Raw genomic sequence first — 9,832 nt, forward strand, 5'->3', positions numbered from 1 at the left:
GTCCCCGGTGACCGGGACCGGCGCCCGCCCCGCCTCGGCGAGGCTATCCAGACCGCACAGGCCGCAGCCGGTCGGGCCGGCGATGCGCCGCATGCGCCGCTCCAGCGCCTCGCGCCGCCCTTCGACGAGGCTCATGCGCAGCTCGATCCCGTCCGGCACCTCGACGACATCCAGCTCCGCGATCTCGTCGGCGCCGGAAACGATCCGCTCGGTCAGGCTGAATCCGACGGCGAAATCCGCGAGATCGGCCGGCGAGGCCATCATCACCGCATAGGTCACGCGATCGTAGGTCAGCGCCACCGGCACTTCCTCGGCAAGGCGGCGTAGCCCCGCCTCGGCGGCGCCGTCGTGCCAGCGCAGCCGTGCCGCCTCGGCTACCGCCGCGCGGCCCGTCTCTCCGGCCGCCATGCCACCGCTCCGCTCAGTCGGCCACGTCCGGCAACTCGTGGACGATGCGGCGGCTTTCGTCGGAATGCTGACGATAGGCGCGCTGCCAGTCGGTCAGGCCGTTCGACGGCGTCACCTGCACCGCCGTCACCTTGTACTCCGGGCAGTTGGTCGCCCAGTCGGAGTAATCGGTGGTGATGACGTTGGCCTGCGTGTCGGGGTGGTGGAACGTCGTGTAGACGACGCCCGGCGCCACGCGATCGGTGACGCGGGCGCGCAGCGCCGTCTCGCCGGTGCGGCTCTTGATCCGCACCCAGTCGCCGTCGCGCAGGCCGCGCTCCTCGGCGTCGTGCGGGTGGATCTCCAGCCGATCCTCCTCGTGCCAGCGCGAATTCTCGGTCCGCCGCGTCTGCGCGCCGACGTTGTACTGCGACAGGATGCGCCCGGTGGTCAGCAGCAGCGGGAAGCGCGGGCCGGTATGCTCCTCCGTCGGCACGTATTCGGTGACGACGAAATTACCGAGGCCGCGCACGAACCCATCCATGTGCATCACCGGCGTGCCGTGCGGCGCCGCCTCGTTGCACGGCCACTGGATCGATCCATCCCGATCCAGCTTCTCGAACGACACGCCCGCGAAGGTCGGCGTCATCTCCGCGATCTCGTCCATGATCTCGGACGGGTGACCGTAGTTCATGTCCATGCCGAGCGCGCGGGCGATCATCTGCGTGATCTCCCAGTCGGCATAGCCGTTCTTCGGCGCCATCACGCGGCGGACGCGGTTGATGCGCCGCTCGGCGTTGGTGAACGTGCCGTCCTTCTCCAGGAAGCTGCTGCCCGGCAGGAAGACATGCGCGTAGTTGGCGGTCTCGTTGAGGAACAGGTCCTGCACCACCACGCATTCCATGGCGGAGAGGCCGGCGACGATGTGGCGCGTGTCCGGGTCGGACTGCGCGATGTCCTCGCCCTCGATGTACAGCGCCTTGAACGTGCCCTCGACGGCGGCATCGAGCATGTTGGGAATGCGCAGGCCGGGCTCCGGGTCGATCGCGACGCCCCAGCGCCGCTCGAACGCCCGCCGCACGTCCTCGGTGCCCACATGGCGGTAGCCGGTGAACTCGTGCGGAAAGCTGCCCATGTCGCAGCTGCCCTGCACGTTGTTCTGGCCGCGCAGCGGGTTCACGCCGACGCCCTTGCGGCCGATGTTGCCGGTCGCCATCGCGAGGTTGGCGATCGCCATCACCGCCGTCGTGCCCTGGGTGTGTTCGGTGACGCCGAGGCCGTAATAGATCGCGGCATTGCCGCCGGTCGCATACAGCCGGGCCGCCGCGCGGATATCCTCGGCGGGCACGCCGCACAGCTCCGCCACGGCCTCGGGGCTGTTGCGGTCCTCGGCGGCGAAGGCCGCCCACTCGCTGAACGTCGTCAGGTCGCAGCGCGCGCGCACGAACGCCTCGTCCACCAGCCCCTCGGTCACGATCACATGCGCCATCGCCGACAGCATGGCGACGTTGGTGCCGGGCCGCAGCGGCAGGTGATACTGCGCCTGCACATGCGGCGAGCGCACCAGGTCGATGCGGCGCGGATCGATGACGATCAGCTTCGCGCCGTCGCGCAGCCGCTGCTTCAGCCGGCTGGCGAACACCGGATGGCCGTCGGTGGGGTTGGCGCCGATCAGCAGGATGACGTCCGCATGCTCGACGCTTTCGAAATCCTGCGTCCCGGCCGAGGTGCCATAGGTCGCGCTCAGGCCATATCCGGTCGGCGAGTGGCAGACGCGGGCGCAGGTGTCGATGTTGTTGTTGCCGAAGCCGGCGCGCACCAGCTTCTGGACGAGATACGTCTCCTCGTTCGTGCAGCGCGACGAGGAAATGGCGCCGACCGAGTCCTTGCCATAGGTCGCCTGGACGCGCTTGAACTCGCGCGCGATATGCGCGATCGCCTCCTCCCAGGTCGTCTCCTGCCACGGGTCGTTGATGTCCGCGCGCACCATCGGCTTGAGGATGCGGTCGCGGTGCTGCGCATAGCCCCAGGCGAAACGTCCCTTGACGCAGCTATGTCCGGCGTTCGCGCCGCCGGCCTTGTACGGCACCATGCGCACGACTTCCTCGCCGCGCATCTCCGCCTTGAAGCTGCAGCCGACGCCGCAATACGCGCAGGTGGTGACGACCGAATGTTCCGGCTGTCCGATCTCCTCGACCTTCTTCTCGATCAGGGTCGCGGTGGGACAGGCCTGCACGCAGGCGCCGCAGGAGACGCATTCCGAGCCGAAGAAATCCGTCCCGCCGGGGCTGACGCGACTGTCGAACCCGCGCCCGGCGATGGTCAGCGCGAACGTGCCCTGCACGTCCTCGCACGCGCGCACGCAGCGCGAGCAGACGATGCACTTCGACGGGTCATAGGAGAAATACGGGTTCGAGACGTCCTTCTGATCGGCGAGGTGGTTGGCGCCGTCATAGCCGTAGCGCACCTCCCGCAACCCGACCTCGCCCGCCGTGTCCTGCAGCTCGCAATTGCCGTTGGCGGCGCAGGTGAGGCAGTCGAGCGGATGGTCGGAGATATACAGCTCCATCACGCCGCGCCGGAGCCGGCGCAGCCGCTCGTTGCTGGTCGTGACCTTCATGCCCGGCGCGACGGGCGTGGTGCAGGATGCCGGCGTGCCGTTGCGTCCCTCGATCTCCACCAGACACATGCGGCAGGAGCCGAACGCGTCCAGCATGTCGGTCGCGCAGAGCTTGGGGATCTTGACGCCGATCTCCATCGCCGCGCGCATCACGCTGGTGCCCTCCGGCACCGTCACCTCGAATCCGTCCACCGTCAGCGTGACAGTCGCCTCGCCCGTCTTGGCCGGCGTGCCGTAATCGATCTCGTGCACCAGGGACATGCTGCCCTCCTCTATTCCGCGGCCGCCGGCAGCGCCGGCGCCTGGAAATCGTCCGGGAAGTGATTGAGCGCGCTCAGCACCGGATAGGGCGTGAAGCCGCCCAGGGCGCACAGCGATCCGAACTTCATCGTCTCACAGAGATCACGCAGCAGGACTAGGTTGCCGCCGCGGTTCTCGCCCGCCGCGATGCGGTCGATCACCTCGACCCCGCGCACCGCGCCGAGCCGGCAGGGCGTGCATTTGCCGCAACTCTCGGCCGCGCAGAACTCCAGCGCGAAGCGCGCCTGATGGCGCATGTCCACGGTGTCGTCGAACACGACCACGCCGCCGTGGCCGATCAGCCCGTCGCGCGCGGCGAACGCCTCGTAATCGAACGGCGTGTCGAACAGCGACGGCGGGAAATACGCGCCGAGCGGGCCGCCTACCTGCACCGCGCGCACCGGACGGCCGCTCATCGTGCCGCCGCCGATGTCCTCGACCAGCTCGCCGAGGGTCACGCCGAACGCGGTCTCGAACAGGCCGGCGTGTTTCAGGTTGCCGGCGAGCTGGATCGGCATCGTGCCGCGCGAGCGGCCCATGCCGTAGTCGCGATAGACGGCGGCACCCTCGGCCATGATGAACGGCACGGAGGCCAGCGAGACGACGTTGTTGATCACCGTCGGACGGCCGAACAGCCCCTGATGCGCGGGCAGCGGCGGCTTTGCGCGCACCTGCCCGCGCTTGCCCTCCAGGCTTTCCAGCAGCGCCGTCTCCTCGCCGCACACATAGGCACCGGCGCCGACCCGCAGCTCCAGCTCGAAGGCGATGCCGGAGCCGCGCACGTCCGGCCCGAGCATCGCGGCCCGCCGCGCCGCCGCGATGGCCGCCCGCATGGTTGCATTCGCAAACGGGTATTCGGAGCGGCTGTAGATATAGCCCTGCGTCGCCCCCACCGCGATGCCGGCGATCGCCATGCCCTCGATCAGGCAGAACGGATCGCCTTCCATCAGCATCCGGTCGGCATAGGTGCCGGAATCGCCCTCGTCGGCGTTGGCGACGATGTATTTCTGCGCGTCCGCCGCGTCCGCGACCGTCTTCCACTTGATACCCGTGGGAAAGCCCGCGCCGCCGCGCCCGCGCAGGCCCGATGCCGTCACCTCGGCCACCGTCGCCGCCGGACCCAGCGCCAGCGCCCGGTCGAGCCCCCGGCCGCCGCCATGAGCCGCGTAATCCTCGGCCGAGAGCGGATCGACGATGCCGCAGCGCGCGAAGGTCAGCCGTGTCTGCCGCGCAAGCCAGGCGATGTCATCCACGGGTCCCAGGGCGCGCGCATGCGCCGCCCCGGTCGCGACGGCATCAAGCACGCCCGGCACGTCGGCCACCGTCAGCGGCCCATAGGCGACGCGGCCGGCCTGCGTCGCCACCTCCAGCATCGGTTCCAGCCAGAACATGCCGCGCGAGCCGGTGCGGACCAGTTCGACCGCCAGCCCGCGCCGCGCGGCCTCCGCCGTCAGCGCCGCGGCCACCGCATCGGCGCCGAGCGCCACCGCCGCCATGTCGCGCGGCAGAAAGAATTTCATCGAACTGTCTCCACCAGCGCGTCGACCCGCGCGGCGTCGAGCCGCGCGAGGGGCGCCTCGTCGAGCATCGCGGACGGCCCGCAGGCACACAGGCCAAGGCAGTACACCGGCTCGACCGTCATCGCCCCATCGGGCGTCGTGCCGTGCCAGTCGATACCGAGCCGCGCCAGCGCATGCCGCGCCACCGCCTCGCCACCCACCGCCTGACACGCCTCGGCGCGACAGAGCTTCAGGATATGTCGTCCCGGCGGGTGGCTGCGGAAATCGTGGTAGAAGGACACAACGCCGTGAATTTCGGCGCGCGAGAGATTGAGCGCGGCGGCCAGCATCGGCACCGCAGCGTCCGGAATGCAGCCGAAGACATGCTGAAGGTCATGGAGCAGCGGCAGCAGGGCACCCGGTGCGTCCTTGCCCGCCGCGATGATGGTTTCAGCCCGCGCGGCGCTCCACGGTTCGTAGCTTGGCATGGCTTCCCCCGGCGCTTGTGGCTGGCCGTGGCACCATCCGTACTACGCGGGGGCGCGAAATCAATATCGTCAAAGCGTTGCCTGATCGAAGAAGACCATCAAGCCGGCTCGTGCGGGACGTCGTTCCAGGCCGCGGCGAGCTTGCGCGCCTCCGCGACCAGCGCCGCGGTCTGCGGCGGCAGCGGTTCGCGCTTGGGATAGACGAGGCCGATCGTCGGCGGCTCCTCGCCCGTCACCGGCACCAGCCGCAGCCCGTGCTCGCGCCCCAGCGCATCGCCCATCGCCGCCGGCAGCACCGTCGCCCAGCGCTTGGTCTGCACATGCGTCAGCAGGACGATCATCGAGTTCGACTCGAGCGTGGCATTCGGCTGGACATTCGCGTGGCGCAGATAGCGGTCGATGATCCGCCGGTTCTGGTTGTCCGGAGTCAACAGGCACAGCGGCACGGTGCCAACCTCGGCCCAGGTCACCGACGGGCGGTCGGCCATGACGTGATCGGTTGCAACGATCAGGCAGTAGCGCTCGCGATACAGCGGTACGGCGCGCACGCGCCCGACGGGCTCGTTATCGAGATAGGTCAGCCCGGCATCCGCCTCCAGATTCTCGAGCAGGTCGAGCACCTGCAGCGACGTGCGCGACCAGATGGTGAAGGAGACGTCCGGATACAGCGCGCGATAGGGCGTGGTCAGCGCCGCCACGATCGGCAGCGCCGTCGGCACCGCCGCGATGCGCAGATGGCCGGCCAGCCCCTGCTTCAGCGCGCGCACCTCGTCGCGCATCGCCCGCACGTCGCCCACCACCCGCCGCGCCCATTCCAGCACGCGCGCGCCCTCGGGCGTGAAGCCCTGGAACCGCGAGCCGCGGTTGACCAGCAGCACGCCGAACTGCTCCTCGAGTTGCTTGAGGCCGGCCGACAAGGTCGGCTGGGTGATGCCGCAGGCTTCGGCCGCCCGGCCGAAATGCTGCGCCTGCGCAAGAGCCAGCAGGTATTCGAGCTTGTCGATCATAGGCTAGCGTCTTGCAGGATCGTTCTAACTGCAAGGGGCCGCGTGCGGCGCGAAGGATCGCGCGAGAATGGCATAGATCCCGCGCTTGAAATCCGGCCCCAGACGCGGCGTCTCCGAAAGGTGCACCCAGCGCCAGGCATCGAACTCCGGATGCGGGTCGGCGTCGAGGCGGATGTCCGCGTCGGTGCCGGTGAAGCGCAGGGCGAACCAGCGCTGCCGCTGGCCGCGGAACCGTCCGCCCAGCGCCCGGCCCAGCAACGCCGGCGGCAGGTCATACGTGAGCCACTCCGGATGCTCGCCGATGATCTCCGCCCGGTCGGTGCCGATCTCCTCGGCCAGCTCGCGCAGCACGGCGGCGCGCGGGTCCTCCTCGGCATCGATCCCGCCCTGCGGGAACTGCCAGCCGCCGGGCGCCCCCTCGACGTTCGGCAGGTCGGCGCGACGTGCCACCAGCACGAGGCCGTCGCGATTGAACAGCACCGCTCCCACGTTCGGACGGTATGGCAGGTCGCTCATCGGCTCGCCCCGGCTGATCCCGCGCGCGGCAGCGGCGGCGGCTGCACCAGCGCGCTGACCGGCGCCAGCGCCAGGCCGCGCGCCTGCAGCGTGTCGGCCCACGCTTCCACCCGCGCCACCGTCAGCGGCCGCAGCACGCCGGCCAGCCCGAGCGCGCTGCCCCGGTCGCGCGCGATGCGTTCGAGGGCCGCGAGCTTCGCGTCGATCTCGGTGCGCACGGCGGGTTCGTCCACGACCAGATCCACCCGCCGGGTCCAAGCATAGGGCAGCGGCCCCGGGGCGACGCCCGGATCGACATATAGCAGGCCGCGGGCCGCCAGGGTGTGGAGCATCGCGTCCATCGGGCCGGAGGCCTGCGCGAAGCGCTCGCCGCGCAACGGGCCGAGCGCGCCGGTCACGCCGACATAGCCCTGCATCCGGCTCAGCGCCCAGCGCAGCCCCGCCGCGTTGGTCTGCGCGTCCTGGGTGGTGAGCAGCGCGTGGTCGCCGGCGTCGTTCTGCGGATAGCCCGCCGGCTCCATCGGCAGCGACAGCAGATATTCGTGCCCGGCCAGCCGCGCGACGTCGAGCAGGCGCGGCAGATGCGACCCATAGGGCGAGAAGGCCAGGGTCACCCCGCCCGGCAGCGCACGGATCGCCTCCTCGCTGTCCGCCTGACTGGGGCCGAAGCCCGCGAACAGCAGCCCGATGCGGGGCCGGCGCGTGGATTGATCGAAGCCGCGCGCATAGACCCCCATCGGTGCCCGCCCGTCCGCGGCGATGCGCGGCAGCATGGCGGCCGGATCGTCGGGATCGACCTCCAGCAGACCCGGATCGGGCGACGCGATCGGGCCGGGCGTGTCCCGGCCGGGCCGCGAGGCGGGCGGCGCGACCGGCGCCGGCACCGGGAGGATCACGGAGGGCGGCGTCGCATCGGCCGTCATGGTCGGCCCCGCCGGGGGCGGCGGCCCCATCGTCTGCAGGACCACGGCCGTGACGAGCATGGCCGCGGCGAGCGTGCCCCAGAACCAGAGCAGCGCCCGGGCAATCAGCGGTAGGCGGCGCGCCATGGGGTGTTGTCCGGCGGATGGCCGACCGGGCCGCGACGACGCATGACGCGCCGCCGCGGCCCCGCCGGATCAGTTGGCCGACGCGTGCGGCTGGCCCGCCATCGCGCGCGCAAGCACCAGCGCCTGCTGGAGCTGGAAGTCGGTGGACGGCTTGGCGGGATCAAAGGTCGGCCATCCGACCGGCGGCTTGCTCGGGATGTCCTTGACGATCGCCGGCAGATCGGTGCGCGGCGGCGGCCCCTTGGTGCCGCCCTCGTTGGTCAGGACGTGATTCAGGTCCGCCTCGCGCTCCGGCAGGAAGCGCGGCTCGTCCGCGCGGCTGGAGGCCACCTTCACGTCCGGGGTGATGCCGAGCCCCTGGATCGACCGGCCGGACGGCGTGTAGTAGCGCGCCGTCGTCAGCCGCATCGCCCCGTTGCCCGGAAGCGGGATGACGGTCTGCACCGATCCCTTCCCGAAGCTGCGGGTGCCGAGCAGGATCGCGCGACGGTGATCCTGCAGCGCGCCGGCCACGATCTCGCTGGCCGAGGCCGAACCGCCGTTGATCATGACCACCATCGGCAGGCCGCCGGTCAGGTCATCGCCCTTGGCGTTCCAGCGCTGGCTGTCCTCGGGGTGGCGGGCGCGGGTGGACACGATCTCGCCCTGCGCGATGAAGTCGTCGCACACGGCGACCGCCTGATCGAGCAGGCCGCCCGGGTTGTTGCGCAGGTCCAGCACGATCGCCTTGAGCTTGTCGCCGGATTCGGCCTTGAGCTTGCGCAGCGCGTCGCGCAGGCCGCTGTCGGTCTGCTCGTTGAAGCTGGTCAGGCGGACATAGCCGATGTCCCCGCTTTCCAGATGATCCTTGACCACCTGGATGTGGATCACCTCGCGCAGCATGGTCAGCTCGATCGGCTTGTCCGTGCCTTCGCGCCGGATGGTCAGCGTGATCTTGCTGTTCGGCGGCCCGCGCATCCGGTCCACCGCCTCGTTCAGCGTCAGGCCCTGCACCGTCTTGCCGTCCAGCGCGACGATCAGGTCGCCCGCCTTGACCCCGGCACGGCTGGCCGGCGTGTCGTCGATCGGGCTGATGACCTTGATGAAGCCGTTATCCTGCGTGACCTCGATCCCGAGGCCGCCGAACTCGCCGCGCGTCTGCACCTGCATGTCACGGAACGCCTTGGCGTTCATGTAATTGCTGTGCGGATCGAGACCGGTGAGCATGCCGTTGATGGCGTTCTCGATCAGGTCGCGGTCGTTCACCGGCTCCACATATTCGGCGCGCACGCGCTCGAACACGTCGCCGAACAGGGTCAGCAGGCGATAGGTATCCGACCGGCTGCTGTCCTGCGCGAGCGCGTCGGCGATGCCGAGATGGCCGCCGATCGCCCGCGACAGCGGGCCGGCGCCGAGGCTGGTGATCGCGACGCCTGCCGCGAAGCCGGCCCCGAGCATGAGCCCTGCGCGCAGACGGCGGCGGCGCGGCGCGGGTGGCGTCGGTACCGGGGCCGTCGGCGGCGGAGAAGAAGTCTGCATTAAGCGTGTCCTCTTGCGCCAATCGGGCGCTCACCTGCGGGATAAGACAGTTGCCCTATCTTCCGGGCCGAAGCACCCCCCCGTCCAGCCCCGTTTTTCTTAAGCCTTGGTGAGACTGGCCGCACCTGTGCGCGGCCGGAACGCCGCGGCCGCTACCCGCGGGTCCGTAGCCAGGGGCCGGGGTCGATCGGCACGTCGCCCCGCCGCACCTCGAGATACAGGCGCGGCCGCGGCCCCGACGCGCGCGGGTCCCAGTCAGCCATCGCCCCCAGCGGCTCTCCGGCGGCCAGCCGGGCACCGGTCTGCACCGCGAGCCGGTTCAGCCCGGCCAGCACCGCATGATAGCCGCCGCCGCAATCGAGGATGACCAGCAGCCCGTAGCTTCGAAACGGCGCCGCGAACTCCACCCGCCCCGCGCAGGGCGCGAGGACGCGGGCGGCCGGCGCCG

At 70.6% G+C, this 9,832-nt stretch carries 9 protein-coding genes; all 9 read right to left on the reverse strand.

The features are described 5' to 3' along the window. The coding region (locus tag B8460_RS10880; protein ID WP_048861624.1) for a formate dehydrogenase accessory sulfurtransferase FdhD at positions 1 to 408 on the reverse strand (408 nt) is incomplete at its 3' end. Positions 409 to 421: 13 nt separating this feature from the next. Beyond that, on the reverse strand, positions 422 to 3,268 hold the full coding sequence (gene fdhF / locus B8460_RS10885) for a formate dehydrogenase subunit alpha (protein WP_048861625.1): 2,847 nt from the start codon (positions 3,266 to 3,268) through the stop codon (positions 422 to 424). Between the two features lie 11 nt (positions 3,269 to 3,279). After that, the gene (locus B8460_RS10890; RefSeq protein WP_048861626.1) at positions 3,280 to 4,827 is read right to left on the reverse strand and encodes an NADH-ubiquinone oxidoreductase-F iron-sulfur binding region domain-containing protein; all 1,548 of its coding nucleotides are present in this window, start codon (positions 4,825 to 4,827) and stop codon (positions 3,280 to 3,282) included. Beyond that, a complete protein-coding gene (locus B8460_RS10895; RefSeq protein ID WP_048861627.1) occupies positions 4,824 to 5,294 on the reverse strand; it encodes a formate dehydrogenase subunit gamma in 471 nt (156 codons plus the stop codon). The genes B8460_RS10890 and B8460_RS10895 overlap by 4 nt, the downstream gene beginning before the upstream one ends. Positions 5,295 to 5,392: 98 nt before the next feature. Then, the gene (locus B8460_RS10900) at positions 5,393 to 6,301 is read right to left on the reverse strand and encodes a LysR family transcriptional regulator (protein WP_048861628.1); all 909 of its coding nucleotides are present in this window, start codon (positions 6,299 to 6,301) and stop codon (positions 5,393 to 5,395) included. A 24-nt stretch (positions 6,302 to 6,325) separates the two neighbouring features. Then, on the reverse strand, positions 6,326 to 6,817 hold the full coding sequence (locus tag B8460_RS10905; protein ID WP_048861629.1) for an RNA pyrophosphohydrolase: 492 nt from the start codon (positions 6,815 to 6,817) through the stop codon (positions 6,326 to 6,328). Continuing rightward, the gene (locus B8460_RS10910; RefSeq protein ID WP_048861630.1) at positions 6,814 to 7,866 is read right to left on the reverse strand and encodes a divergent polysaccharide deacetylase family protein; all 1,053 of its coding nucleotides are present in this window, start codon (positions 7,864 to 7,866) and stop codon (positions 6,814 to 6,816) included. The genes B8460_RS10905 and B8460_RS10910 overlap by 4 nt, the downstream gene beginning before the upstream one ends. A 69-nt stretch (positions 7,867 to 7,935) precedes the next feature. Next, positions 7,936 to 9,303, reverse strand: a complete 1,368-nt coding sequence (locus tag B8460_RS10915; RefSeq protein WP_048861631.1) for a S41 family peptidase — start codon at positions 9,301 to 9,303, stop codon at positions 7,936 to 7,938. 233 nt (positions 9,304 to 9,536) lie between these two features. Continuing rightward, positions 9,537 to 9,832: murein hydrolase activator EnvC family protein (locus tag B8460_RS10920; protein ID WP_148360534.1), on the reverse strand; the 296-nt coding region annotated here is incomplete at its 5' end.

The organism is Acidisphaera rubrifaciens HS-AP3, assembly GCF_000964365.1.
GTDB lineage: Bacteria > Pseudomonadota > Alphaproteobacteria > Acetobacterales > Acetobacteraceae > Acidisphaera > Acidisphaera rubrifaciens.